This is a genomic window from Pseudoalteromonas sp. 2CM28B, from assembly GCF_023161935.1.
Genome location: NZ_JALNTH010000012.1, coordinates 35,649 through 61,630, shown reverse-complemented (window position 1 = coordinate 61,630; position 25,982 = coordinate 35,649). Strand labels below are relative to the sequence as shown.

Annotated in this window: 25 protein-coding genes and 1 pseudogene; 17 read left to right on the top strand and 9 right to left on the bottom strand. The window is 39.5% G+C overall.

The features are described 5' to 3' along the window. The first annotated feature begins 125 nt into the window (after window positions 1-125). Complete coding sequence (locus MTN96_RS16790; RefSeq protein ID WP_069439033.1) at window positions 126-2,207, top strand: TonB-dependent hemoglobin/transferrin/lactoferrin family receptor; 2,082 nt, start codon at window positions 126-128, stop codon at window positions 2,205-2,207. A 291-nt stretch (window positions 2,208-2,498) separates the two neighbouring features. On the opposite strand, the gene MTN96_RS16785 is transcribed toward MTN96_RS16790, so the two are convergent. Both MTN96_RS16785 and MTN96_RS16780 read right to left on the bottom strand, forming a co-directional pair. After that, window positions 2,499-3,107 carry a hypothetical protein gene (locus MTN96_RS16785; RefSeq protein ID WP_248532269.1) on the bottom strand — a complete coding sequence of 203 codons (609 nt, stop codon included), beginning with the start codon at window positions 3,105-3,107 and terminating at the stop codon, window positions 2,499-2,501. Window positions 3,108-3,332: 225 nt separating this feature from the next. Continuing rightward, window positions 3,333-3,863, bottom strand: a pseudogene (locus MTN96_RS16780) (TonB-dependent receptor plug domain-containing protein); the annotation flags it as partial. A 76-nt stretch (window positions 3,864-3,939) separates the two neighbouring features. Here MTN96_RS16780 and MTN96_RS16775 point away from each other — a divergent pair. The 6 genes from MTN96_RS16775 to MTN96_RS16750 all read left to right on the top strand — a co-directional run bounded on the left by MTN96_RS16775 (window position 3,940) and on the right by MTN96_RS16750 (window position 8,811). Next, a complete protein-coding gene (locus MTN96_RS16775) occupies window positions 3,940-4,560 on the top strand; it encodes a fused MFS/spermidine synthase (protein WP_024602440.1) in 621 nt (206 codons plus the stop codon). Further along, window positions 4,553-5,449 (top strand): spermidine synthase, encoded by an 897-nt coding sequence (locus tag MTN96_RS16770; RefSeq protein ID WP_214551869.1) that lies wholly within the window; start codon window positions 4,553-4,555, stop codon window positions 5,447-5,449. The genes MTN96_RS16775 and MTN96_RS16770 overlap by 8 nt, the downstream gene beginning before the upstream one ends. A gap of 288 nt (window positions 5,450-5,737) precedes the next feature. Continuing rightward, on the top strand, window positions 5,738-5,926 hold the full coding sequence (locus MTN96_RS16765) for a hypothetical protein (RefSeq protein ID WP_248532267.1): 189 nt from the start codon (window positions 5,738-5,740) through the stop codon (window positions 5,924-5,926). A gap of 280 nt (window positions 5,927-6,206) precedes the next feature. After that, entirely contained in the window at window positions 6,207-6,683 is a 477-nt protein-coding gene (locus tag MTN96_RS16760) for a MarR family winged helix-turn-helix transcriptional regulator (RefSeq protein WP_069439037.1), read from the top strand. A gap of 2 nt (window positions 6,684-6,685) precedes the next feature. Further along, window positions 6,686-7,750: an HlyD family secretion protein gene (locus tag MTN96_RS16755; protein ID WP_036983582.1), complete on the top strand. Its 1,065-nt coding sequence runs from the start codon at window positions 6,686-6,688 to the stop codon at window positions 7,748-7,750. Between the two features lie 11 nt (window positions 7,751-7,761). Next, complete coding sequence (locus tag MTN96_RS16750) at window positions 7,762-8,811, top strand: DUF2955 domain-containing protein (RefSeq protein ID WP_248532266.1); 1,050 nt, start codon at window positions 7,762-7,764, stop codon at window positions 8,809-8,811. A gap of 119 nt (window positions 8,812-8,930) precedes the next feature. Here the strand turns inward: MTN96_RS16750 and arfB are convergent, their stop codons facing one another. Beyond that, window positions 8,931-9,344, bottom strand: coding sequence for an alternative ribosome rescue aminoacyl-tRNA hydrolase ArfB (gene arfB / locus MTN96_RS16745; protein ID WP_033103213.1), 414 nt, complete (start codon window positions 9,342-9,344; stop codon window positions 8,931-8,933). A 171-nt stretch (window positions 9,345-9,515) separates the two neighbouring features. Here arfB and MTN96_RS16740 point away from each other — a divergent pair, with 171 nt between their 5' ends. The 4 genes from MTN96_RS16740 to MTN96_RS16725 all read left to right on the top strand — a co-directional run bounded on the left by MTN96_RS16740 (window position 9,516) and on the right by MTN96_RS16725 (window position 13,244). Beyond that, on the top strand, window positions 9,516-10,085 hold the full coding sequence (locus MTN96_RS16740) for a short-chain dehydrogenase (RefSeq protein WP_248532265.1): 570 nt from the start codon (window positions 9,516-9,518) through the stop codon (window positions 10,083-10,085). 890 nt (window positions 10,086-10,975) lie between these two features. After that, window positions 10,976-11,320 (top strand): hypothetical protein, encoded by a 345-nt coding sequence (locus MTN96_RS16735; RefSeq protein WP_069439039.1) that lies wholly within the window; start codon window positions 10,976-10,978, stop codon window positions 11,318-11,320. Next, window positions 11,317-12,906 carry a PepSY domain-containing protein gene (locus tag MTN96_RS16730; protein ID WP_069439040.1) on the top strand — a complete coding sequence of 530 codons (1,590 nt, stop codon included), beginning with the start codon at window positions 11,317-11,319 and terminating at the stop codon, window positions 12,904-12,906. Before MTN96_RS16735 ends, MTN96_RS16730 begins: the two co-directional genes overlap by 4 nt. Then, on the top strand, window positions 12,903-13,244 hold the full coding sequence (locus tag MTN96_RS16725) for a DUF3325 domain-containing protein (RefSeq protein ID WP_016899981.1): 342 nt from the start codon (window positions 12,903-12,905) through the stop codon (window positions 13,242-13,244). Before MTN96_RS16730 ends, MTN96_RS16725 begins: the two co-directional genes overlap by 4 nt. 205 nt (window positions 13,245-13,449) lie before the next feature. Here the strand turns inward: MTN96_RS16725 and MTN96_RS16720 are convergent, their stop codons facing one another. Then, on the bottom strand, window positions 13,450-13,983 hold the full coding sequence (locus tag MTN96_RS16720) for a lipocalin family protein (RefSeq protein WP_036983590.1): 534 nt from the start codon (window positions 13,981-13,983) through the stop codon (window positions 13,450-13,452). Window positions 13,984-14,051: 68 nt separating this feature from the next. Between MTN96_RS16720 and MTN96_RS16715 the strand changes: the two genes are divergently transcribed. Beyond that, window positions 14,052-14,507, top strand: coding sequence for a YaiI/YqxD family protein (locus MTN96_RS16715; protein WP_008110780.1), 456 nt, complete (start codon window positions 14,052-14,054; stop codon window positions 14,505-14,507). 1 nt (window position 14,508) lies between these two features. Continuing rightward, window positions 14,509-15,045 carry a hypothetical protein gene (locus MTN96_RS16710; protein ID WP_036983591.1) on the top strand — a complete coding sequence of 179 codons (537 nt, stop codon included), beginning with the start codon at window positions 14,509-14,511 and terminating at the stop codon, window positions 15,043-15,045. A gap of 14 nt (window positions 15,046-15,059) precedes the next feature. On the opposite strand, the gene MTN96_RS16705 is transcribed toward MTN96_RS16710, so the two are convergent. Further along, window positions 15,060-15,704 (bottom strand): LysE family translocator, encoded by a 645-nt coding sequence (locus tag MTN96_RS16705; RefSeq protein WP_036983592.1) that lies wholly within the window; start codon window positions 15,702-15,704, stop codon window positions 15,060-15,062. Between the two features lie 114 nt (window positions 15,705-15,818). Here MTN96_RS16705 and MTN96_RS16700 point away from each other — a divergent pair, with 114 nt between their 5' ends. From MTN96_RS16700 to MTN96_RS16690, 3 genes are all read left to right on the top strand, one after another. Then, window positions 15,819-16,271: an Lrp/AsnC family transcriptional regulator gene (locus tag MTN96_RS16700; RefSeq protein WP_013462814.1), complete on the top strand. Its 453-nt coding sequence runs from the start codon at window positions 15,819-15,821 to the stop codon at window positions 16,269-16,271. A 290-nt stretch (window positions 16,272-16,561) separates the two neighbouring features. Further along, complete coding sequence (locus tag MTN96_RS16695; protein ID WP_008463923.1) at window positions 16,562-16,771, top strand: cold-shock protein; 210 nt, start codon at window positions 16,562-16,564, stop codon at window positions 16,769-16,771. Between the two features lie 184 nt (window positions 16,772-16,955). Further along, complete coding sequence (locus MTN96_RS16690) at window positions 16,956-17,165, top strand: cold-shock protein (protein WP_036983594.1); 210 nt, start codon at window positions 16,956-16,958, stop codon at window positions 17,163-17,165. Window positions 17,166-17,267: 102 nt separating this feature from the next. Here the strand turns inward: MTN96_RS16690 and MTN96_RS16685 are convergent, their stop codons facing one another. The 4 genes from MTN96_RS16685 to MTN96_RS16670 all read right to left on the bottom strand — a co-directional run bounded on the left by MTN96_RS16685 (window position 17,268) and on the right by MTN96_RS16670 (window position 23,131). Beyond that, on the bottom strand, window positions 17,268-17,924 hold the full coding sequence (locus MTN96_RS16685) for a class I SAM-dependent methyltransferase (RefSeq protein WP_214551865.1): 657 nt from the start codon (window positions 17,922-17,924) through the stop codon (window positions 17,268-17,270). Between the two features lie 9 nt (window positions 17,925-17,933). Further along, on the bottom strand, window positions 17,934-21,584 hold the full coding sequence (locus MTN96_RS16680; RefSeq protein WP_248532264.1) for an AAA family ATPase: 3,651 nt from the start codon (window positions 21,582-21,584) through the stop codon (window positions 17,934-17,936). Continuing rightward, the gene (locus MTN96_RS16675; RefSeq protein ID WP_069439045.1) at window positions 21,581-22,828 is read right to left on the bottom strand and encodes an exonuclease SbcCD subunit D C-terminal domain-containing protein; all 1,248 of its coding nucleotides are present in this window, start codon (window positions 22,826-22,828) and stop codon (window positions 21,581-21,583) included. The genes MTN96_RS16680 and MTN96_RS16675 overlap by 4 nt, the downstream gene beginning before the upstream one ends. A gap of 66 nt (window positions 22,829-22,894) precedes the next feature. After that, complete coding sequence (locus MTN96_RS16670; RefSeq protein ID WP_069439046.1) at window positions 22,895-23,131, bottom strand: hypothetical protein; 237 nt, start codon at window positions 23,129-23,131, stop codon at window positions 22,895-22,897. A gap of 404 nt (window positions 23,132-23,535) precedes the next feature. Here MTN96_RS16670 and MTN96_RS16665 point away from each other — a divergent pair, with 404 nt between their 5' ends. After that, complete coding sequence (locus tag MTN96_RS16665; RefSeq protein WP_069439047.1) at window positions 23,536-25,980, top strand: M1 family metallopeptidase; 2,445 nt, start codon at window positions 23,536-23,538, stop codon at window positions 25,978-25,980. Window positions 25,981-25,982: the final 2 nt, after the last annotated feature.

Sequence of the window (25,982 nt, the reverse complement as noted above, 5' to 3'; positions counted from 1 at the left end):
TTTTATTTTTTAGTATTATAACCACTTTAATCTAAATGAAAATGATTATCATAATTAATTGATCTTATTTTGGGTTAGTTGTAACATTTAAAAGTAAATAATAACTATTATCATTTGGAGTGGAGATGAATCCCTTTTCTTTTAAATTTACAGCATTAGCCTCTTTGTTAATTAGCTCTGGTAGCGCACTGGCCGAAAATATTATTGACGATCATATTGTGGTTAGTGGTTCTCGCTTTGAACAAAAGCTAGAAGATGTGGCTGGCTCAGTAACGGTTATTACCGAACAAGATATTGAGCGTCAACTCGCTGTAGATTTACAAACGATGTTTAAATATGATCCAAGTATCTCAAGTACTGGCAGTGGCGCAGGCGCGCAAACATTAACTGTACGGGGTGTTGGTGGCAATAGAGTTGTTTTTATTAAAGATGGAAGACGCACAAACGATGGCTACGCTGGCGGCGGCGGTTATTTAGTGGGTCGAAACTACTTTGATGTTGCTGGTGTTAAACAAGTTGAAGTTGCAAAAGGGGCGGCATCATCGCTATATGGTTCTGATGCACTAGGGGGAATTGTAGTAATAACAACTAAAGATCCAAGTGATTATTTAGTGGATCAACAAAGCTTGGTAAAAGTAGCGTTAGGCTACCAAGGCCAAAGCAATCAGGTTGCTGCTGATATTACAGCAGCAAAAGATTTAGGTGACTTTGCTATTAGCGCTGTTTATAGCCATCGCGATAGTGAAGAAGTACAAAATTACGTTGAAAATTTACCAGGTTACGATGCCCGCTCGGACGCTTTACTGCTTAAAGTTGAGCAAAAATTTGATGAAAAACGAACCCTTAAGTACACCTTAGATTACTTTAACCAAACGACAGAGCAAGTAATCACTCCATCCATTCAAGAAACCGAAGACGAAGATACAAATATCTCATTTGCACTCGATTATGATTCAAATATGGCAACAGTCATATTTGATAAATGGTATGGGCAACTATCCTATAGTCGTTACGAGCAACAAAGTGACCAAATAAGCGCGGCTAGAAATTACATTGATTATAATGACTACGGGTTTGAGCAAGATATTTTAGGCCTAAAAGCGGTATTTAATAAGGAAATTAAAGGAGAAAATACCAAGCATGAATTTGTTTATGGAATCGATATTGATTTATATGATACAACACGACCACGCTTAAAAACCCGTGTATTAAATGATGGTACTGTTGATTTTACGAATGAAAAACAAAAAGCATTTCCTGGCGCCGATACTTCTTTAGTTGGTGTATATATGCAAGACAGTATTAAATTTAATGAGACTGATTGGTCGTTAGTTGCGGGTATTCGTTACGATTATTATGCACTTGAAGCTAAAAAAGATGCGCTATACGCTGACACCGAGCTTGATGATATTACCGAATCTGCGTTTTCACCAAAGCTGGGTGTGATTTATCAGGTAGACGATAATTTATCTTGGTATGGGCAATATGTTCGAGGCTTTAAAATACCCCCACACGACCAAGCCTATCAAAGCCATGGTGTTGAGCCATTTTATCAAATATTACCAAACGCAGATTTAGACCCTGAAAGCAGTGACTCATTTGAGATCGGATTAAGATACGCTAGTAGCGATATTAGTGTAAATCTAAGTACTTTTTATGCTGCCTATGATGACTTTATCGAAACGGCAATTGCGGGTGTTGAACCAACTTATATTCCTAATGTAAATAAAACATTTTACCAATACCAAAATATTAGCGAAACCCAGATCAGCGGTGTAGAAGCTGGTATTGCTATGTATGTTACCGACGATATTTTATTAGAGGCCAATGTTGCTTACGTAGATGGTGAAAACAAAGACTCTGACCAGCCACTCACTAGTATTAGCCCGTTAAATGGTTCTATATTGGTAAGCACTGAGTTTGGCAATGTTAATTGGACCGCTGCTTGGCGTTTAGCTAAGGCGCAGTCTGATGTAGTACTTGATACTAATGGTAATAAAACAACACAAGGTAACGGTTATGGTGTTGTTGATTTATATGCAAATTATCAGTGGCAAGCATGGCAAATGAATGTAGGTTTACTTAACCTACTCGATAAAGAGTACGTACCGTTTGAACTTATTGCTGGTCAATCCAAAGGCACTGATTTTAGCCAATATAGCCAACCAGGACGTAATGTTTCGGCTCGGATAAGCTATCAGTTTTAATTAATATTAAAAGTTGTGTATATACCAATCAGCATAAATATCTGAATAATTTAACGGATTGAATTTTTCTATGTCTAAGCTGATTGGTATATAAAGCACCAAAAACACGGCGTATTGCGCCATAGTGTAAAGGGGGTTTACGCCCCGTGATCTTTGTACTGCTCATATCTTTCAATAACACTATTCATACATTTTCAAAAGAGTGCGCTTAAATAAATATTGGTTTACTAAAGGCACTTAAGGCATGCGTATTTAACACCAGAAACCTAAGCTAATTATAAAAAGGAGGTATTAGCTCGAACAGGTTACGTCACTCATATCGAAAGTATGCGTTAAACCAGCAGGATCTTTATCAATTACTATTAGGTTATTCTTTTCAATGTAAAAAGTGTATTCGCGCATCCAATTGAGTTTAGCAATTTGTTTTAGCTCATAACGGCCAAATGCTAGCGGGCAATTTAAATACGCATAATGGTAGGCTTTCCCCATCGCGCCAGGGTCTGCGGTGTAAATATAAATAGTACGATCAGTAAACGTGCTTTGTTTATGAATATAATCAGGGGTTGATAATGAAGAACCATTGAATAAAATCCCTAAACACAAAAAAGGAATTTGTATTACACCGACTAATGTAAGAATGATAAAGAACAACCACTGAGCGATTTTATTTTTAATTATGCTTTTAATTTTTTCAGATTTGGCGAGCAGTAATATTAAACCTGTAATTACCAACACCAATTTTATATAAAGTAAATTATGGCTTAATGTATCCATAAGCCTTGGAGAGTGCCAATTTAAACCCCAAAGCGCTCCACCATGCATACTCTCCAGAAAGGGTAACAATAAACATGCCGTAATAAGAAAGATAATTAACGAGACATTATTGCTGCTTTTATCCATTGATTTTTGTCCTTTAATCTAACCGGAGTCGCTGTATTTTTAGTGTAATATTTATAACATAATTTAAAATACAGCGTACCTAAAATGTTATAAACAAGATAGCTACCTAAAAGAGTAAAAGTATCTTTAAAGATGGTAAGCAGCTACTTATTATCCAAAAAAAAGCGCCTTAATCACTACATTAAGACGCTTTGGATGAAAAACTATAAATAACTAGACGTTAAAAATGCTGGTTGTATAGTCACCTTCAACGCGGTTAATATTATCACTACCTAAGCTAAGTTTTAGCTCACCCTGTTGCTCAAATTGAGGTTTTTTGGTCACGATATTAACTGTACCGTCGGGCTCTGAGCGGCCATAAAGTGCGGAGCCTGGACCTTTTAATACTTCAATGTACTCAATGTTTGATACATCACGAGGGCCGCTGAATCCGCGTCCACCGCTAAAACCATTAATTAAGTAACCCGATGGCATGTTTTCGTTACCCGATAATCCACGAATCGAAAAGCTATCCCATAACGCGCCACTGTTATTTTTACGTGAAATACTGGCAGAAAAATCCAGCGCATCTTGTAATTGAGTTATTCCTTTTTGATCAAGTACTGCGTTATCGAGGGTTTCGATTGATTGTGGCATTTGCTTTTGAGGAATATCGCCTCGGTAAGCTTGTTTATATGTAACCGCAATTTTCTCTATTGGTTGACTTTGGGCAATGCTTTGTGCGCTTGCACAAAATGTTTTTTGCGCTCTATGTATGCGTCTAATTTTTACACTAGCGACTATGCAGCTATCACGTTAAGATGGGTAAAAATAACACAATAAGAACAATATAATGTTAACAAAAACAAATGCATTAATTTACTTTTTAGCGTTTAGTAGTGGCTTTAGTATTATGGGAATAGAGCTATTAGGTGGGCGCATTTTAGCGCCTTACTTTGGCAGTAGTGTACATATCTGGGGCAGTATTATTACTGTATTTATGCTTAGCTTATCATTTGGGTATTTACTGGGGGGTAAGCTGTCTATTCGTCATCCTTCGTTGACCAAATATGGGTTAATCTTTTTAGTTGCCAGTATTATGGTACTACCCATTGCTTTGTTTGCTGAGCCAATTATGGCATTTATTTTTTCGCATATTGAAGACAGTCGCTATGGCTCGTTACTCGCCTCAACCGCGTTATTTTTTATACCTACCATTATTTTAGGCATGATTTCGCCCTACTCCGTACGTTTGCTGGTTACAAACAGTGAGCGCAGCGGCCAAGTGGCAGGTGGCCTTTATTTTGTAAGTACCTTAGGCAGCGCACTGGGCACCATTATAACCTCTTTTTATATGGTATTGGCGTTTGATGTTAACGCGATTATTTTAGGTTTTGCTGGTGTATTAGGCACGCTTGGGCTAATTGCCATTACCTTTGACAAACTTAAAGTACGAGAGGCCGTTTATGCTTAAGTTTAAATCCCTGTTTGTTTGTATTACGGCGCTACTGTTTTCATCATACAGTGCAGCTAATGTTGTGCATAAAGAGCGCTCCTTGTATCGAAATCTACTTGTTGAAGAAACTGGCGATTTACGCTGTTTAAAGTTTGATGAAAAAACCCGACAAAGCAGCCAAAGTTGCATGTACATTAGCGACCCTAAAAAACTCGTGTTTAACTACACTAAGCTGGCTTTTTCTAGTTTGTTACTGATTGATAACCCTAAAAAAGTGCTCATTATTGGTTTAGGTGGCGGTACGCTTTCTAATATGATTCATGAGCTATACCCAAAGGCACACATTGAAAATGTTGAAATAGACCCTGCGGTAATTAAAGTGGCGCGCGATTATTTTAACTTTATAGAAACCGATAACGTAACTGCTAAAGTGCAAGATGGGCGTATTTTTATTAAACGTGCGGCGCTTAAAAAACAGCAATTTGATTGGATTATTTTGGATGCGTTTAATGGCGACTACATTCCTGAGCACTTACTCACAAAAGAGTTTTTTGAAGAGATAAAAAGCGTATTAGCCGAAGGCGGAATTGTTGCTGCTAACACGTTTTCATCAAGTAAACTCTATGAACATGAGTCGGCAACCTATCATGCGGTATTTGGCGATTTTATTAATGTAACAGCCAATAATAACAGTAATCGTATTATTTTGGCTGGTTATAGCAATATCCCTACAGAGCAACAAATAGCACAGCGGGTGACGCAGCTAGCTCCGTTACTTGCTCCTTATGACGTAGATATAAAGGCAATTAGCCAGCGTATGTTTTTCACTAAAAATGGTAAAGATTGGCCAAGTGATACTAAGGTGCTGACAGATCAATACTCTCCAGCTAATTTACTTAATTTTTGATTGCTATTACATGGTCACTTATATCCGGTGGCCATTACTTATTAAAAAGATAATATTTTAAGGAAGCCAACCTAGTCCAGAAAAGGAAATTGGTAAGTTTGCGATTACCCTCACTGATGCAGGTTTGAATCATCCGTTATTTAGCCATTTTGGCAGTGAGCTTAATGTGGGGCATTGGCATAACGATATGCCAGGCTGACTACTACAGCCAGTATTATTGCCAATAGCGAAGGTTGTCCAAGGCAAATAGTCGCTTATAGCGATTTAGTCTTTGGTTTTCAATGCTACATGGAATTGACCACCGAGGTGGTTACCCTCCTCATTGCCAACGATGATTTAACCAATGCCCATAATTACCGCTTTGTTGAACAGCCCGAAAAGCTCTTAAGTCATGACTATAGTGAAATGAACAATAAGCTTTATACTTTCTTAGAAAAGCTTGCTGCGCACTTATTTATCAAAATAATACTTATTTAACCTGAACTCTGGATAATAAATCTATCTCAAGCAGCTATTTACAGCGCTAACTACGTTGAATTTACTTGCAATAGGCGAGCTATTGACGCGTAATTTCGCCTTGTTTTCACTGGAAATCTCTGGCTAGAGAAAATAAACATAAATATCAATTTTGATTCAATACGTTAGTAAATCTCTTAACCAAAGTTCAGGTTATTTACGTGAAGTTAAAATGCCAAACATTTACTTAGCCTGCTAACTAATGCTAAAATTTGCCGTATATTCACAAGTAAGAGTTCCTATGAGTAGTACTATTCCTTTTCATGAAACACTCGATTTAACCTTATGCGGCAATATGGGCCGAGTGCACCGCTTATGTCGAGAAGCGGTGACACTGGCGGTTGAGCCGCTAGGTTTAACTCAGTCACGCTGGACGGCAATGATCCACTTATATCATTTACCCTTAGGAGCAACGCAGCAAGCGCTGGCGACTAGTTTAGGTATTGAAATGCCCTCATTAACGCGCACCATTAAGCAATTAGAGCAGCAAAATCTGGTTATTCGACAAGTTGATGAACACGATAAACGTAGTAAAAAATTGTACTTTACCGATGAGGGTATAAAGTTATTAGAACATTTAAAAGAGCTAACAAGCGATATTAAACAGCGTTTATATGCCGGTTTAAGTACTGAGCAACTTGATGGTATGGCGCACAGTTTAGTGCAAATGGAAGAAAACGCGCGGCGTTGTATTGCAAGCTTATCTGGAGATAAATAAGTATGACACCTGATCAAAAATTTGCCCGCTACGTTAAAGTTTCGCTTGTTGGTTTTATTGTTGTCTTTTTTTATTATATTGTTGCCGATGTATGGTTGCCGGTTACGCCACAGGCACGGGTTTATCATCCGGTTGTACAAATATCACCGCAAATAAATGGCCGTGTTACCGATGTTTTGGTCAGTAATAACCAAGCGGTTAAAGCGGGTGATGTATTATTTGAGATAGATAAAAACACCTATCAGCTGGCACTTGAACAAGCACAGCTCGCGCTTGATGATGCCAAACTACAAAATAAACGCCTTGATACCAATGTAAAAGCGCTGGAGGCACAAATAAGTGCAGCTAACGCTAAATTGCATGAGCAGCAGCTATTAAAAAAGCGTGGCGAAACACTCTATAAACAAAACTCTATTTCGGAACAAGAGCTTGAAAGCATTCGTGCTAACTTTGCAGCAAGTCAATCTAATTTAGCTGCTTTTGAAGCACAGCTTGCTGAAGCTGTTTTAGCGCGTGGCGACTCGGGGCAAAATAATTTAGCGCTGCGCCATGCGGCCAATCAGTTAGCGCAAGCCGAGCTTAACTTATCCTATACACAAGTGCGTGCTTTAAGCGATGGTGTAGTGGCTAATTTACAGTTACTTGAGGGTTCCTATGCGGTTGCGGGTAAGCCATTACTTGCTATTGTGGCAAAAAAAGCAGATTTAGTGGCTGATTTTCGTGAAAAGTCACTATTAAATATGCAGCCTGGGAGTTTAGCAAAAGTAGTGTTTGATAGCCGACCTGGTGAAGTATTCGACGCTAAAATTGAAACTTTTGAGGCCGGTGTCAGTGACGGGCAACTTAGTGCGAATGGATTACTTAGCACCACCGAAACCAGCAACCGCTGGGTTCGTGACGCTCAGCGCCAGCGTATTCATTTAGTGCTACCAAATAACACTCAGCTTATAAATAATATGCCCAGTGGTGCGCGTGCCACCGTGCAGTTACTCCCACAATCGGCAATAGGTCAATGGTTGGGGTCAGTACAGATCCGCTTTATTAGTTGGTTACATTACATTTATTAGTGGGGCGAGTAATGACACAACATGTTAGCCAAGCGCCACAACTCGATTCAAATGGCTTACGCCAAGCGCTGCGGATTGCCGGTGGTTGCACTATTGGTTTTACTTTATGTAAGTTAATGAATTGGCCAAATGGAATATTTTTTACAGTTTACCCTATGTTATTACTGGGTTTAGTGCCAAGTATTAACAAAGGTGTGATCCGTCAATTTGTTGCCAGTGCTGCCTACAGTGCGTTTATTGTGCTTGTTTTGCAGGGCTTATTTTCACACTTACCGGTGTTAATGACGCTCATTACTTTTGCTAGTTTTTGCGTGTTATTTTATTTAATGAGTAGTGGCGGCGCGTTTTTATTTGGTGCGTTAGGTGCGGTGAGCTTATCGATTCAGTTGCACTTTGCCAGCCATGTTGATCAAGCAAGCAGCATTTACCCGCTTATTTTAAGTAATGGTATGGCTATTTTTATTACTATTATTATTGCGCTCTTGATGCATGGTTTGTTTCCTGATGTGACAGCGCGGCCCATGCGCGCTGTGCCACACAAGGACAAAGAAAGTATTCGTCACGAGGTGTTGCTATGCGCTAGCGTTGCGACTTTATCATTCGTAGTTTTTCAGGTACTTGATTTACAAGATTCAATTTCGGCGCAAGCGGCGTCTATTTTAATTTTATTTTCGTTGTGTTTTAAGGCAGCGGGCACCGCAAGTTGGCAACGTATTATTGGTACACTGATAGGCTGTAATGCTGCTTTGGTTTCGCAGTTGTTTTTGTATAATCATACCGACGTTTTGCTTTTTCCGGTGGCTATATTATGGATTTTGTCTTTTATATTCAGTCGTTTTCATATTTTAGGTGGTGGTCCACCGGGTGTTGGGTTTGGGGTATTAACCACGTTTGGCATTTTATTTGGTCAGTCGTTAGGCCCAGGGCAAGATTTAATATACAGTGCTTTGTATCGATTTAGCTCGGTGGCCGTTGCGGTTACGCTAAGCTTAAGCGCAGTGTATGTAGTGCATCGAATCCTCAACCGATTTAGCGTCACCCGCCATCATACTTATGATTAAATTAAAGGCTGCATTTGCAGCCTTTTTTATACTAGCCTATTGCAAGTAAATTCAACGCAGTTAGCGCTGGAAATAGCTGCTTGAGATAGATTTATTATCCAGAGTTCAGATTACTTAAGTTATAGCTTTATATTACCGCGTAGGGCTTTAGTTTGGCCGTGTTTGGTTTTTTTATCCATGCGTTTACGCTGTGAGTTACGGCTAGGTTTAGTGGCACGGCGTGCTTTATTAACCTTAGTGGCGCTTAAAATTAAATCTTTTAGCCGTTTTAGCGCATCTTCTCTGTTGAGCTCTTGGGTGCGATGGCTTTGCGCTTTAATAACCAATACCCCTTCTTTGGTGATCCTTGAATCTTTCAAAGCAAGTAATCGTTCTTTATAAAAGTCAGGTAATTTAGAGCGATTAATATCAAAGCGTAAATGTATAGCACTGGCTACTTTATTAACATTTTGCCCGCCTGCGCCTTGCGAGCGAATAGCGCTGAGCTCTACTTCCCATTCATCAATGGTTACGCTGTTTGAAATAGTTAACATAGTGTCCCGCTCTTTTTGCAAAAATGTATTATATCATCAGTACATTGCGTTGTGGTGAATCAACTTAAACTCACACCTGAGTAAATAATAATTTATTAATTTACGCTTTGTATTGGCAATAGCCGTTAATTAGTTTTTAATTAACGCTACTTTACTATTAGGAAATGCTTAATGAAAAAATTACTGTTATCAATCAGCTTGTTAGCGATGAGCTTCTCAAGCTTTGCACAAGACATTAACGAAGGTCAATTACAAAGCTACATTAAGGCATTACCCGCAGTTACAAGTTGGGCAAGCAATCAAGAGTCGTTAAAAGGCTTAGATTTAGCGAATATGCTGGGCGCATCGGCAGATCAAACGATCACTGAGCAAAGCTCGTTAGCCAACAGCGCACTTAGCATGATCAAACAGCAAGACTTATATAAAAGCTTTGCCAACGTAACTAGCCAATATGGTTTTACGCCTGAACAATTAATTGCTGTAGGATCGGAAGTTTCAATGGCTTACATTGAAAACCTAAAATCAGGTTTATCAGATGAACATAAAGAAACCGCCAATAAATTAATGGGTGGCTTACAAAGTATGCAAAGTAGTAAAGACAAAGGCGTTAGTTCATTAATGGGATCGTTTGGCAAGGCATCAAGCGAAGCCCAATCGGCAGAGCCTGTAGTCAGTGAAAATAACCTAGCACTTGTGAGCGAATACATGCCACAACTTAAAAAGCTGTTTTCAATGTTGTAAAAGTTATTGTTTATAGAGGTGGCATTGGCCACCTTTTTTATACTTACTTTTCCAGTCTCATGTATTTTAAGTTTAAATAATGGCTTCAGTTTTAATGCTGTAAACCCCCTTTACGGCTATGATTAAGGCGTTATTTCGCTTGCGCTAAAAAAATAAAAAGTAATAAATAAACCCTAATTTTACTTACGCTAAGGCTGCGTTTTGTTTGGTGCTGAAGCTATACCAATCGACTTAAATATTTAACCATTTTAGCGAGCTAAATAAAGCGCTAACTGCGTTATAATTTTTTTCAAGTAGAACAACTACATGTCAAAATTTACGCCTTGTTATCACTCCATTTATTTGTCGCTATCAATGGTCAGTAACTTAACACAATTGGTATTAAGTTAGTTGCTACTAACAAGTTGTTGTTTTATACAGATCAGCCATTTATCAACTTAAGTAGTAAATGACGGTATATTTGCTTTCAGCTAGCTTATTTTTGTTTGTTTATTAGCCTTTTTTAATTTTTATACGGTTGAGTTAGTAAAAAATCGGTTTATTTTAACAATTTTGAAAAGTAGTTAGTAAAATCGTGATCCTTTCGGTGTTTTTAAATAAAGTTATTATAAATTAGGTGGTTAGGCTTTAGTATTACAAAGCTAAAATAGTAGTAATCCCAAAGGGAGCGTATGTTAATAGCAAATAATGGGACTAAAGCATCGCTATATAGCCGTTTGCAGCGGTTATAACTGTTTGTTCAGGTGCCTTATTTCAGATCACTATTTAACTAACAGTATTAAAAGAGCCTATTTTATTCAAATGCAAATAAGAACTACTATCTTTTGTATTTGTTGGCGTTATAATATCACCATCTTTTTTTAGCTATGTTTAAAAGGAATTTGCAGTTTATGCAGGCCTCCAACCGTCTTTTAGACTTTCCCAAACCCGTTTTTTCTATGTTATGGCAATTTATGCAACGCTTTAGCTATGAATTAGCGGTTTTATCGCGTTTTTTTATTGCCATTGTTGGCGGGTATTTTTTTACAGCCGTTAGTGTGTCGCTATTAAGTGTAGTAGTGCCTGTGCCTAAAGTTGACGCGGTTTTGCTTAGTGTGTCTGCGAGTATTTTAATTTATGCCCTGGTGTTTATTTATAGCTTTTATATTCATTCATTAAAAACTGTTTGGATCAGTATTTTACTAAGTATTGCAGCGCAACTTGTCGTATTGTCGCTATTGAAGGGATGGTTATGAAAGGGAGTTTTTTTCGTTCAATGACGTGGTTACATACATGGGTGGGTTTGCTCGTGTGTTGGTTACTGTATTTAATATTTTTTGCAGGCACTATTAGTTTTTTTAGAGATGAAGTGAGCTTATGGAATCAGCCAAGTGTCCATAATATTGAGCAGCAGGCAGATCGTATTGGCGCGCAAAAACAACAAATCGTGTCGGGTGTTGAGTATTTAAATGCGCAAGCACCTAATGCGCCTAATTGGCGTATAACGCTTCCTGAGGAGCGTATACCATATTTAACGTATGGTTATGCAAAACCAAAAGAGCCTGGACAGCGCAGAGCCTCTTTTGAAAATACCCGTTTAGATCCAAATAATATGCAGCCTTTAGCACCCTTTGTAGATACTCGAGGGGGGAATTTCTTTTATCGCCTGCATTTTGATTTGCATTATATTGATGTAAAAACGGCACGTTGGATTGTCTGTTTTGCTAGTTTATTTATGCTCATTGCATTGATATCTGGCATCGTTATTCACAAACGTATTTTTAAAGATATGTTTGTTTTTAGAGCTAATAAAGGCAGCCGTAGCTGGTTAGATGTGCATAATTTAAGTTCGGTATTTGCCTTACCTTTTCATTTAATGATTACTTATACGGGTATTATTACCCTGATATTTATGATTTTCCCCTACCCCGCGCAAACCGTTTATGAGGATGGAATACGAGGCTTTTTTAATGATGTTTCGCCAAGTAGTCCTGCAACAGAGGCGTTGCAAGGCACTGCGCCGTTAGTGCCTATCAATACTGTTTTGGATCAGGTTTATACTAAGTGGCCAGAGGCTGATATAACTCGGGTGATTATAAATAAGCCGAATAAGGCCGCTGCGACTATTATGGTTTTGGTCAGTCCTGGAAAAACATTAAGGGATCAAGCACCGCGTTTGATATTTAGTGGAGCGAGTGGTGAGCTTGTTGCTCAAACTGATGATGAACTTACCGGCAGTAAAGCGCTGTATGAGTCACTAAATTCAATGCACACTGGGCGTTTAGCAGAGCCATTATTACGTGTTTTGTACTTTTTAGGCGGCATTGCTGGCTGCATAATGATAGCCACGGGCTGTATTATGTGGGCAAAGCGCATTCGAGAGCGAATGAAAAAAAATGCCCGGCCATCATGGGGTTTAAAACTCGTCGAAGCGCTTAATTTAGGAACTTTAATGGGATTGCCCTTGGCAACGTCTGCGTTCTTTTTAGCAAACCGATTAATCAGCACACGCGCAATGGAGCGCGCGGATAAAGAGATACTTGCCTTCTTTTTAACTTGGCTGTGTGTACTTATTATCGCTTTTGTAAAGCGTGACAAGCTGCAGTGGTGTGTTATGGCGGCCATAAACAGCATTGCTTGTTTTAGTGTGCCAGTGGTTAATGCGCTAACAACGCAAGGTAATATAATCAGTTATTTACGTAATGAGCAGTGGGCTTTATTTATGTTTGATAGTCTCTTTTTGTTATTTGGTTTGTTGTTTTTGTTACAAACCGAAAAATTACGTACTGCACTGCAAGCTAAAAAACCTAGCCCGATAAACACTCAGGAGCAAAAAGTATGATGGCATTGCTCCCTTTTAGTTTATGTTTGGTGGCTTTTAACTGCTTTGCACTGGCTAAGTTTAATCATTTTAAGGATGTTTTTAACAAGCGCCCGACTGATCAGCAGCGTTTAATTTTATTGAGTGTTGCTTGGATCAGTATTTTACTAAGTTTGCTGCTTTGCGTTAGCGAATTACACGGCTATGGCGCTCTACAGTTTTGCGGGTTTATGTCGTTAAGTGCTTTAATTATAATGATTTTTTATAGTTTTTTAGTCAATCTAACTAAGCTTTTTAACTTGCTTGTATTATTGATATTGGCCACGAGTACGTTATTTTTTGGTTTAAATGGGCTTTAGTTAGTAAAAACCTGATCCCAAAGAATAGGCTAAATTGAGGTAAAAAAATGGCAAGCCATCAGGCTTGCCAATTAAAAAGGGGGATTGTCATTATGTCTTGTACTTGCCTTTCCTTTTGCAAGTGGGGCTAATATAGCCCCTCTTTATTTAGTTTACCTTACAGTAAGGTGAACGTTTTATTACAACCTAGGGGTGTAAACCCCCTTTACAGCGATTTTTGATTTACCCATATAATCTCATCAGTTGCAAAACCAAGCGCTTTTACTTGGTTTAAAAAGTGCTGCTTGAGCTCTTTACTCACTGTAGGTGTTCTCGATAAAAACCATAAGTAATCTTTGCTATAACTTGTAATAAACGCATATTGATAATCAGGTTGGTCGAGCTCAAAAATAATATAGGCACCATAAAACGGGCCAAAAAATGACACTTTAAAATGCCCTGTATCGGCGTTTTCTACAAATTTAGCTAAGCCTTCAGCTTCGTCCCATTTTTGTTCTTTACTAATAAACCCTTTGTTTAATACCTTTACCGTTCCATCATCGTTAATTGAATAAGTGGCTGTTACTTGCTCCATTCCTTGTTCAAAAGAGTGGTCTAATCGTGCTATTTCATACCACTTGCCTTGGTATTTCTCTAAATCAAAGTTTTTAACAGGGGTTATTCCTTCGGGGGCGCTGGTACAGGCACTGAGTAAAAACACGGTGGTAATAAATAATGCGGTTTTAAAAGCGAGTTTCATGTTGTTTCCTTTTCTTTAGAAATTGCTATAGGATCGTCTTAATACTAAAGCAATTTAAAGAACTTAGCATGAAAATTTGGGTTGATGCTGACGCTTGTCCGGTGGTAATAAAAGAAATTTTATTTAGAGCCGCAGAGCGTACGCAAACAGAAACTATACTGGTTGCAAATCATGCCATGCGCATCCCACCGTCAAAATTTATTAGCCGACTACAAGTGTCATCGGGCTTTGATGTGGCTGATGATGAAATAGTAAAACGAATAGAAAAAGGCGATTTAGTGATCACAGGAGATATTCCGCTGGCAAGTGAAGTGATTGATAATGGCGGCCAAGCACTTAATCCGCGCGGTGAGCTTTACACCACTGAAAACATTCGTTCATTACTAAATGTACGCGATTTTATGGATACTATGCGCTCAAGTGGTGTAGAAATGAGTGGTGGGCCGCCTCCATTAAGCCAAAGTGACAGACAAAACTTTGCTAACAATCTTGATCGTATTTTAGCGCAAAATAAGAGCAGTTAAAGTGAGCAGCCAGTTAATAGGGTTAGGTGATAATTCATTCAGTGTTGCTGTGTATGTAGCAAAAGCGCCCCCTATGCCTTACTTTGAAACACTTGCGCAGCTAGAGCCTGTAGTTAGTGGGCAAATAAATAGCATAAACCAGCACTGTGGCAATGGCTGGCGAAAAGTCTTTAATGTGTACGCCAAGGTGTTATTTGCGCTGCCAAGCGAGTATTACGCTTTTGCTAAACAAGCCGTGAGTTGGCAAGCATATCGCGATGAGCTGTTGTTACAGCAACATAGCGGTACTGCATTACTATTTAGTGCGCCGGTGCTTACTGAGCATAAAAATCAATTGCACATTATTGCAGGGCGAACTCACGCTAAAAACTTGATACAACAAGGTAAGTTAAACGCCCAACTTGATTGGCTTGATGATGAGTTTGCTATAGATAAAAGCCAGAATATTATTGTATGCCCCTATTTTGATTATAGGCAGCTGAGTAATATTAAAATTGCCCGTTTGAGTGAATTAGTGGCTCAGTTGCGAATAATCTAAGCCACTTTCGTTTTTTAGGTAAGTGTTACGCTCAGTGTGTTAGCGCTATCAACTAGCATAAGCGAGCCCAAAATAAATAGGATGCAGGCCGATGCACGGCCAAATTTTAGTGAGAGCGCCGGATTATTGCTGAGGATTTTTCTGGCACTTACCCCTATTAACCAATATACCAGCGCACAGCCAACTAAATGAATAATGCTAAGTACCAGCAATTGTTCAGTAATAGAAAATGACAGTGTTGGTAAAACAAACTGCGGCAATAAGGCTAAAAATAACAGCATCACTTTGGGATTCAAGCCACTAATTATAAAGCCCTTTCTCATCCACTTTAGGGGCGTGTCTGAGGTGTGTTCTTGGCCATCGTTATAGGCTGCAGGCATTGGAGGAAATCGGTACAGTGATACGGCAATCCAAATGATATACAAAGCACCAAATAAGGTTAACAGCTTTATAAACATGGCATGCGATGCTAATAACGCGCCTAAACCTACCACCACTATTAAACTGGCCATTAAATGCCCAAGTATTAATCCTGACACCGCAGGAATGATTTTATCACCCGCTATACCTGCACTGATTGTATAAGCCCAATCGGCACCGGGGGTAAGTACAAACAAGATTGATACCAGCCAAAAAGAAAAAATAATATTAATATCCATACGTATCCATGCGCTAAAACCCAAAATAAGTGAGCTGCTATTTTATTTCTTTCTGATGAGTAAAAGTTACTGTATTTTACTGACATAAGCGTTCATTTTAGGAAATAATCAACTATGGATACCATAGATAGGAAAATTCTTGCTGAGTTGCAAGTTGATGGCAGGCTCACCCTTTCTGAATTGGCTGATCGTGTTGGGCTAAGCGTGTCACCTTGTCATCGTCGTGTAAAAGAGCTTGAGAAAAGCAAAGCAATTGTTGGCTACAGAACAGAAATATCACCGGAGAAGGTTGGTTTAAACTTTTCTGCGTTAGTATTTATTACTATTAAAGAAGGTGATAAAGCGTCGTTAAGCAAATTAGAGCAAGCAGTCGATGCTATCCCTCAGATCACCAATGCACAACGCTTATTTGGCACCCCTGATTACTTATTACACGTCGTTACTAAAGATTTAGCCGCGTTTCAGCAACTCTACGATGACAAGCTATCAGCCTTACCGGGTGTACAACGTTTAACCTCAACCATTGTGATGAAAGATATTGTAAGAGCGCGTAACTTGCACTTTTAACAGGTTATGTTTTACACGAACTTTAAAAAGTTAAGCCGATGACGCTGCAAAGCCTATGGCAGCGGGCTTTGCCTAAATAGGTAAAAATAAAGTGTAAATAAAGCTTGTTATAAAGTGTATTGCTGTTATTCTGCTTGCCATCGGGTTGATAGAAAGCCCTGTTTATTTGTAAGTACCTCGTTGTTATTAGTAATAATCCTTCGCGATATCCTCAAGTTAAATGTTTGTTTTCTTCCTGTTAAACGCCTATTTTAAGGCAAATTTTTTATTATTTTTTTTAGGATATTATTATGTCTAATACAACTACTGGTACAGTAAAATTTTTCAATGAAGCAAAAGGTTTTGGTTTTATTGAGCAAGAATCTGGCGCAGACGTTTTCGCACATTTCAGTGCTATCTCTGGCGACGGTTTCAAAACATTAGCCGAAGGCCAAAAAGTACAGTTTACTGTAACGCAAGGTCAAAAAGGCCCGCAAGCTGAAAACATCGTTTGCATCTAAATAGTTTTAATTGATGGGTTAGTGTTAACCCATCAATACTTATAAGTTTGAAAGAAGTTTTGTTTTATTTGTTAGTACCCCGTTGTTTTAGTAATAATCCTACGCGATATCCTCAAGTTAACTATTTTTTCGGCTCAATTGCCTCTTTTCAGGCACACTTTAATTAATTTTTAGGATACATATTATGTCTAATACAACTACTGGTTCAGTAAAATGGTTTAACGAAGCAAAAGGTTTTGGTTTTATCGAGCAAGAATCTGGCGCTGACGTTTTCGCACATTTCAGTGCTATCTCTGGCGACGGTTTCAAAACATTAGCCGAAGGCCAAAAAGTACAGTTTACTGTAACGCAAGGTCAAAAAGGCCCGCAAGCTGAAAACATCGTTTGCATCTAATTATAGAGGGAGTGGGCTTTAAAGCGCACTCACTCCGCTTAAACTCGTGTTAAGCAATAAAGCTAATATCATTATGATATTAGCTTTTTTTTTGACAAAATTTTATACAACGTAACCGCTAAAGCCAAGTGCTTTAAAATAAAGCTTTGGAATACCAAATCCACATTCATTCAGTAGTTCACTAAAGCGCATACGATCTAGGGGGTAAAACTCTCTTTCGAGGTTATGCCCCATTTGAGTTTTGCCTGCTTCAGTTAGGCCTAATTGAGCACAGGTGTTTAATTGTGACTCACGCTCAAATGTTGTTTCTGGGCGCATTAAATCAGCAATATAAAGATTCGCTCCTTTTTTAAGGTTAGCTTTAATGCTTTTAAGAATTTGTTTTTTGTCGCCGTTATCTTCTACAAAATGCATCACCAGTAAACATAATACGGCGTCTGCTTTCGCTTTTACTTTATCAACTGGGCTACATTCAATAGTGACACGGCTATCAATACCTTGCTCTGCAAAGCGCTGTTTTGCAATATCGAGCATATCACTGGAGATGTCTTGGGCAGTAAACTGCCATTTAGGATTTATTTGTGCTAATGCTAATACTTCCTTACCTGTGCCGGCACCAATCACTAAAATGTGTGCATCGTCGCTTAACGTGGTTTGCAGTTGTGCATTGGTTAGTTGATGAAGTAGCTCATAGCCTGGGACTAAACGGGTAATGCGGTTATCATATTCTTGTGCTTCTTCGCCTGTGAAAGTGGGCATGCTGTCTCCTTAAATTACGTTTATGGTGGAGTATCCACCCGGTTTTTTAGCGACATGAATTTGCGTAGCAACGCGTTCGCTCATTTCACTTACATGTGAAATTACACCGACCTTTCTACCTTGCGCTTGCAATGAATCTAGCGCGTCCATGGCAATACTGAGTGTTTCACTATCTAGTGTTCCAAAGCCCTCGTCAACAAATAACGAGTTAATTTGCACTTTGTTCGAAGATAGTGAGGCAAGTCCCAGTGCTAATGCCAACGACACTAAAAACGATTCACCGCCAGATAGTGTATTGACCGAGCGTTGTTCATCGGCCATATCTCGGTCGATAATGGCTATATCAAGTGACTCAGCAATTGCAGTGAGCTCATAACGCTTGTTAAGGGTTTTTAAATGGCTATTAGCATAATGCAGCAATATTTTGAGTGTTTGTGTTTGCGCTAAATTGCGCATTGTTTTCCCTGTGGCATCACCTAGTACTTTATTAAGTAAATGCCATTGGTCGACTTGTTGCTTGAGCTGGCTCAGTTCAGCTTGTTTGCCCTCAAGCGCTTTTGCGTTTTGGTTGTGCTGCTCAATCGCGGTGTTGATGGTGAGTAAGCTATTTTGCAATTGTGTTTGCTGGGTATTTAAGTGGGTTTGTTGCTCAATTAGCTGTGCTTCGCTTTGCGTTGGCTGATTATTTTGTTGATGCTGTTCATTAGCTTGTTGCTGTTGTTTTAACGCGGCACTGGCATCAACGACTGCTTGCGATAGTTGCTCGCCTTGCTTTAACTGAGTTTTAATATCGTCGTTGCTGATAGTTAGTAAAAATGTGACTTGTTCATGACTGATATCGCCATGAAGGATGTTAAATTCTTTAAACCAGTCGTTGTAACGCGTTTCAAGCATCACTAACTCTTGGTGGTTATCTGCCAGACGATGCTCAAGGTTTTTAAGCGTGATGGCGTGTTCATCGCGCTGTTTTACGGCACTGTCGTGTGCTTGTTGGCTGGCACTTAATTGATTTTGGCAGTGCTCTAGCTGTGCTGACAGTTTAGCTTGGTAGTCATCAGCGCTAATAGTTTGGTTATCAAATAAGGCTAAGCGCTGTTGCTGCGTATTATTGTGCTGTTGCTGTGTTTGAGTTAATTCTTCATTGAGCGTGTTAACTCGCTGCTCTGCTTTGGTTATAAGCGGTGTTAGTTGTTGTAACTGTACATTGGCGCTGTCGAATTGTTTTTGACTTTGCTCAAGCTGTGCTTGGATTTGCTGATATTGTTCTACCTGCTGAGCTAAATCGCTAAGCGGTAACGAGCCTGCTTGCAATGCGTGCCAAAAATCACTGTGTTCAAAATGTAAATTGAGCTCTTTTATAAGCGCTTCGCTTTGAGTTGCTAGTTCATCGCATTTGTTATTAAGCTGAGATTGCTGATTGCTCAGCTCAACATGCTGTGTATTTAAATGTTGCTGTGTCGCTTGTTCTTTTTTAACTGTGCTTTGCAGCTGGTTAACAGTTTCTTGCAAATTACTGAGCTGTTTTTGCGCCGAAAAATACTCTGTTTTTTGTGCACTTAATTGCTTATAAGTTTCATCAAGCTGCTCAACTGTTAACTCATTAAGCTCGGTTTTAGCCGCTTGCATGGTATTTTTAATTTCCAGCATTTTGGCTTGTGCATCACTAATAGCTTGGCTGTACTGAGCATGCTCTGCCACCAAAACCGCGTGTTGTGTTTGGTGTTGATGAAGCTGTGTTTGAGCATTTTGGTGTTGTTGCTTTTCGTTATTATATGCATTTTCAAAGTCGGTTATTAGGTTTGTAAAAGGTTGGCTTTGATTGCTCGCGAACGGGTGCTCTGTAGCCCCACAAACGGCACACGACTCATTTGGAACCAGTTGTGCGCGTAAATGCTCAACATGCTCACTGGCACGAAGCCGCGCTTGATTGAGTGCTTGCTCTGCGTGTTTAAGTGCCTGCTCTTTACTGGTTAAATGCGTAAGCAGCGTAGTTTTAGTGTGTTCGCTGTGGCTGAGCTTTTCTGCCACATCACGTTGCTGTTGCACCGTGTGTTTTAATTCTTGGTTAAACTGCTTATAGTGTGTGCGCTGATCTTTTAAATAATCAATGTTTTTAAGCTTACTGTCGCATTGTTCAATATTAAATTGAGCGTGCTGCTGGTTTAGCTTATTTAGGCTTTGCTGCTGCGTTGTAAGCGTTTGCTCTGCTTGTTCGAGTTGTTTATTTTGCTCGCTAAGTTTCGCTGTGAGTATTGTTTGTTGCTCTGCATGAGACTGGGCTTGCTGCTGGGTTGTTTTTAGTTGTGTCTGAGTATTAAAAAACTGCTTAAAGCTATGATGAAAATAGTTCCAATCAGTTGCCAATGGCTTTAATTGACTCTGCTCGTTTAACCAGTGCTGATGCCCTGCGATTTGCGTTGTGGCTTGCTCTGCACTTATTTTGTTTTGTTGTAGCTGCTGTTGTAAATCGCTTAATTGTTGCTGCTCTTTGGTACTTTGTTGAGTCAGACTTTTTATAGTTTGGTTATATATTGCTAATTGGCTGTCGAGCACTCGCGCTTTTGCAATCAGAGGCTCTGCTGTTAGCTTTTGTTGTTTTGCTGTATCTAATTCGTTTTGCTGTTTTTTAACGTTATTGGCTTGCTCGGTGATCAGCGCGTTGTGATCAAGCTCGTTTAATTGTTTTATTTGTGTATTTAACTGGCTATTTTGCGCTGTTAAGCGTTTACAGCGCTGGCGGTTATCTTTAATTTCAAGCGCACTTTGCGCTTGTTTTGCTTGCTCAGTTTGCGCTTTAACAGCATTGAGTGCGGCATGTGCTTGTTGCTCGCTTTGCTGAGCATTTTTTAATGCCAGCTCCAAGCTATGTGCTTGCTTATACCAATTAACGCCTTGCTCTGTCGTTGCTAAAGTTGTTTTAGTGTGTTCAATTTGTTGTTTTAAATCAGCCAGTGTTTGTTGTTTTTCACTCAGCTCATCGTCAGACAATAACGTATAACTGGCTAAACTTGCCGTTAGTAATTCAAATTTATCTTTAATAGCTTTGTTGCGCTCAAATATACGCTGCCCTATTCGACTAAATTTATCGGTGCCAGTCAGGCACTCTAAAAGCTGCGCGCGCTCATCGCCAGTGGCTTTTAAAAAGGCGGCAAACTCATGTTGTGCTAGTAACACCGCACGCGAGAACTGCTCAAAGGTTAAACCTATTTTATTTTCTATGGCTTTTAAGGTGCCACTTTTGTCAGCAATTAAGGTTTCATCGGGTAGGCTATGTAAAGTATGTTCGGCCACTTTAAGTTTGCCGGTTACTTTTTTATGTGTACGTTGAATACTATAACGTGCTCTGTAAAGTTGTTGGTCTTGGCCACTAAAATCTACTTCGGCGTACCCTTCCCATTTGCCACGGCGCAATAAATTGCGGGCATCGTTAAGCTTGATGTTATCGCCATTAAAATCAATTAAGTTACCTTTATCGCCTTTCAAACGCGCAGTTTTTGTATAAAGCGCTAAGCAGATAGCATCGAGTACGGTGCTTTTACCTGCGCCGGTGTCACCTGTAATGGCAAAGAGGCCTGCGTCTTTGAGTGGCGAGGCTAAAAAGTCGATTTCGGCATCGGCAATGGAGGCTAAATTATGAATACGAACAGCCGTTATTTTCATAGCAGTTGATCCTGTTCAAGTTCTTCAATTACCTCGGTTAACAGTGCTTTTAATTCATTTGGCACGGTTGCTGCGGCCATATCTTTATCATTATTAAATGCTTGTTCGAGTAAGCTAATTGGGTTGAGCATTTCAACAAAGCTTAAATCTTCAAATACCGTTTCTGAGGAATTACTCATTTGCTGGTCACGAACTCGCTCTATGCCACAAAAATTAACTTGTTTTCCTTTAAGTGCTTGCTCAATTTGTTCTCGAAAGGTGGTATCGATATCACTTGATTTAAGTTTTACTCGTAAGTAGGGAGCCATGTCGTATTGCTCTGTATCGAGTGCTTTTATTTGCTCACACAGCTGCGCTAAAGGTACACATTCTCCTTCAGGAAGTACAATTACTTCAGCTAAACGCGGAATGTAAAGGGGGTTTACAGTGGTGTTTAACGGTTGGTTTTTTTGCGCGCTAAATTCAACCACATTTACTAGATGGGTATACTTTCTCTCTGAAAACGACATTGGAATAGGCGTGCCGCTGTAACGTATTTGCTCATTTTTAGCTACTAGTTGGGCTTTATGTAAATGGCCTAGTGCGACGTAATTGGCATGTTTACCAAATACCGACGCTGAAATAGCTTCTTCACCGCCAATGACCAAATTACGTTCAGAGTCATTGGAAATATTACCGCCTTTTGCATGCAAATGACCCATAACAATTAAAGGCGTATTTTCAGCGTTAAGTGTTAGCGCATGTTCAAGAGCAAGTTCATAGGCTTTTGCAACGCCTTGTGCGTAACTAGGGCCATCTTTGGTTTGGCTAAGCGTGCTTATGTCACTGGTGCGTAAAAAAGGCATAGCAAGTACCACAGCGCGTTTATCATCGTTATTAATCGTTATCACAACGTCACTGGGTTTAGCAGGATCAAACCGCCCTACCACATAAGTATCAAACTGGGCTAATAAGGGCTGTGCAGCCAAAATACGATTAGCGGAGTCATGATTACCCGCAATAATAACAACGTGTAATTGTGGGCACTGGGCTTTGGCGTTTTTTATAAATTGATAGAGTTGGTTTTCGGCGCTAGCACTGGGGGTGGCGGTATGATAAATATCGCCTGCAACAAGCAATAAATCGATTTGTTGGCTAACGAGGGTGGTTAATAACCAAGAGAAAAAAGCATGATGTTCATGACGGCGATCATGTTCATAAAACTGCTGACCTAAGTGCCAGTCTGAAGTGTGAAGAACTTTCATTTTGCGCTCTTAAAAAACCATAAGAGCGCCAATATACCCAAGGCAATTAAAGATGCAAGTATCGCTTTAGGTTAAAGTATACCAAGCAATAAAAATAAGGGGCAAAGCAGCAAGGGCTATTGTTAAAGGCCACTTTAATGCCTTCGCTTTTTTGGCCTGTAATACTGCTAGTGCGTTTGTTTCATTACAAGCAGCCACTTTATCAATATACAGGTAGCCTGAGTTAATATACTGCTTACAATTTTGCACGTCTGCAGGTATTGCAATTAGTTTTTGCTGCTTTTTTAGGACATAAAAATCCATAAACTCACCACACTTAATACGACTAGTTAGAACAAAAAATATTTGAGAGAAACACTAAAAAAGTACCCTCAAATTAAAAAAGTGGGCGATTCTAATTACAAACCATAGTAAAGATCAACCTAAAACTGCGTTTTTTAGTATTTTTAATGAAAATAGCTGTGTTTTTTCATTTTATCTCTACTTTTAGTGATACTCAGCCTATTTTGTAAACCCCCTTTACAGCTTAGTTTTTTATGTAAATTGCTAAACAATTTAGTTAAATGTTGTTGTGTAAAACCGTGTTTTTTATATTTGCATAAAGGTGTGGAATATCACCCTATAAAAGTAGGGTTTTATCGCTATTTTATTGAAGCTTAGCTGTAAATTTGTCACAGTAGCGTCACTAAAATCGATCAGGATTAACAATGAAGAAAAATTTATTTACATTGAGTGCATTTGTATTGCCTTTGGCAATGGCGAGCTCTGTGATGGCCTCATCTGTTGAACAGACTAAAGGCAGTTATGTTGATAAGTTTCGTCAACTAGATGAAGCTTTACCTACCCCTAATGTTTACCGCAGTGCCGCAGGTGCACCAGCAGAAAATTACTGGCAACAACGGGTTGATTACGATATTGATGTAAAGCTTGATGAGCAAAAGCGTCGCTTAACGGGGAGTCAAACAATTGAATATAAAAATAACTCACCCCATACGCTTAAATATTTATGGCTTCAACTTGACCAAAACATTTTTAAAAATGACTCGATTGCAGAAACCACGCAAACTTTTAAAAGTACCCTACAAAACGAGCCTGATGCTAAGCCTGCTAAATTAAGTTTAGGTGATTTACGTCGTCAGCAGTTTATGAACGACAACGAGCTGGGTTACACCATTAGCAATGTTAAAGATGAAGATGGTAAAGCGCTGCGTGTAACGGTTGTTGATACTCTAATGCGTATAGATTTAAACACGCCACTTAAACCAGGTAAAGATGTTGAGTTTAGTATGGACTTTGCGTTTAACCTCGTTGAAGAAGACGCGGTAGGCGCACGTGCAGGTTACGAGCATTTTGAAGAAGACGGTAACGATATTTTCTTAGTTGCACAGTGGTTTCCTCGCTTAGCGGCTTACACCGATTACGAAGCATGGACAAACAAACCGTTTTTAGGCAGTGGTGAGTTCACTTTAGAGTTTGGTGACTACGATGTTGAAATTACGGTTCCTGCGGATCATATTGTATCAGCAACTGGTAAGCTTGATAACCCAAGCTCGGTATTGACCAGCACTCAGCGCAAGCGTTTAAAAGAAGCTGAAACAGCAAAACGCCCTGTGTTTGTTGTTACCGAAGAAGAAGCGCTCGAAAACGAAAAAGCCGGTACAGACAAAACAAAAACATGGCATTTTAAAGCAGAAAATGTTCGTGACTTTGCTTGGGCATCATCACGTAAATTTATGTGGGATGCTAAAGGTTACCAGCAAGGTGGTGATGAACAGCCACTCGTTATGGCGATGTCGTTCTTCCCTAAAGAAGGTGGCGACTTATGGAAGAAATACTCAACTGAAGCGGTTGTACACACGATGGAAGTGTATTCACAATATTCATTTGATTACCCATACCCAACTGCGCAGTCAGTTAATGGCCCTGTAGGGGGGATGGAATACCCAATGATCACCTTTAATGGTCCACGTACAGATTTACAAGACGATGGTACACGCACTTACTCTCAAGCAGAAAAGCGCTTTTTAATTGGGGTTGTTATCCACGAGGTGGGGCATATTTACTTCCCAATGATTGTAAACTCAGATGAGCGCCAATGGACTTGGATGGATGAAGGTTTAAATAGCTTTTTAGACGGTGTGGCTGGGCGTGAATGGGATCCAACCATTCCTTGGGGTGTTGAACCACGTGACATTGTGGCCTACATGAAGTCAGAGACTCAAGTGCCTATCATGACGCAATCAGACAGTGTGCTTCGTTTAGGCCCTAACGCCTATACTAAACCAGCTGCGGCATTAAATATTTTACGTGAAGTGATTTTAGGGCGTGAATTATTTGATTTTGCGTTTAAAGAATATGCTCAGCGCTGGAAATATAAGCGCCCTACTCCGGCTGATTTTTTCCGTACTATGGAAGAAGCGTCAGGTGTTGATTTAGATTGGTTCTGGCGTGGTTGGTTCTACACCACAGACCATGTTGATATCTCGCTTGATAAAGTATATCAATTACGGTTAGACACAAAAAACCCTGATATCGACTTTAAACGTTTACGTGATATTGAAGCAAATAAGCCAAGTTCATTATTTGTTGAGCGTAATCGCGCTGAAGGTAAAAAAACCTGGGTTGAGAAAAACCCAGATGTAACCGATTTTTATGACGAAAATGATCGCTTTACGGTTACCAATAAAGAACGTAATTCATACAATAAATTTTTAAAAGGCTTAAAACCGTGGGAGCGTAAAACCCTCGAACGCGCGCTAGAAGAAGACAAAAACTACTACGTGATGGAGTTTTCAAACCTCGGTGGCTTAGTGATGCCAATTCTTTTAGAGCTAACGTATGAAGATGGCACTAAAGAGGAACGTTATATTCCTGCAGAAATTTGGCGTCGTAATCACAAAAACGTACAAAAGCTGATTATTACCGACAAAAACAAACCGCTTACCTCAGTAACGGTTGATCCAGGTTGGGAAACCGCGGATGTTGATGTAGAAAATAACCACTACCCACGCCGTATTATTCCTTCGCGTATTGAAGTCTACAAACGTGAAAAGAGCAAGGCAAAAGTAAGCCGTGATATTATGCAAGATATCAAAACAGAGCTGAAAAAAGACGAGCCAAAAGACGAAAAAAATAACGGCGAGGATCAATAATA